Annotated in this window: 1 protein-coding gene; it reads right to left on the bottom strand. The window is 48.4% G+C overall.

Annotation, left to right across the window (positions count from 1 at the left end; genetic code table 11):
* A partial coding sequence (locus A3750_RS24280) for a rod-binding protein (RefSeq protein WP_068549021.1) occupies positions 1-692 on the bottom strand: 692 nt, incomplete at its 3' end.
* Positions 693-765 lie beyond the last annotated feature (73 nt).

A 765-nucleotide genomic window follows, 5' to 3' on the forward strand; every position in this document is an offset into this window, starting at 1 on the left:
GCCTTAATGCCAAACAAATTAAAGCTCGGCGAACCATCGCCCTTCAAAATAGGCTTCTGGCCCCAACCTGTTTCTAGGGCCGATTGCGCAAGCATGAGGCGCGCGGATATGCCAGTTTGTGCTTCGACTTTAGAGGCAATAGGCGCTAGCGCCTCAACAAATTGTTCTGGTGAAGAAAACGCTGTGATCGGTGTCGCTGCGACGTGTTGCTCTTCAGGAATCCGCGCTATTGAATCTTCAATATCTAGCACTTGATCTACCTCATCCATCGCATCACCCAATCTAGCGACGTTCAAGCGCGGGAAGTCCTTTCGTTCATAAGTAGACATGTCTGCCATGCTGAGTGCTTGTTCTAGACCTGACTCCTGCTTCAAACCTTTATTTTCCAACAACTGACGTTCAATCACCTTCGCAAGTCCGATGCCTCCATCGCCAGCACCAGCCAAAGAAACAGAGATCTGCGAATCAAACATTTCCTGATAAAACTCGGTGTCGTTACTTGAGAGGATATTCCCCTCGGAGAACGTCTTGTTCGCGTCTCGCATCGATTTCAGCATCATGGATATAAACATCGACTCAAACTGTTCGGCGACGGCCTTGATGCCTTCACGACTGTCCTTGTGCCTTGCAGATTTTAAATTCTGCAGAGCGTTCAGGTCGTTATAGTTTGAAACATCTGGTGTCTGAATCATTTAGATCACCACTAGATCCGCTTTCAATGCTCCAGCCTGCTTAAGAGCCTCTAGCACGGCCATAATATCGCCC

The organism is Oleiphilus sp. HI0079 (assembly GCF_001635105.1).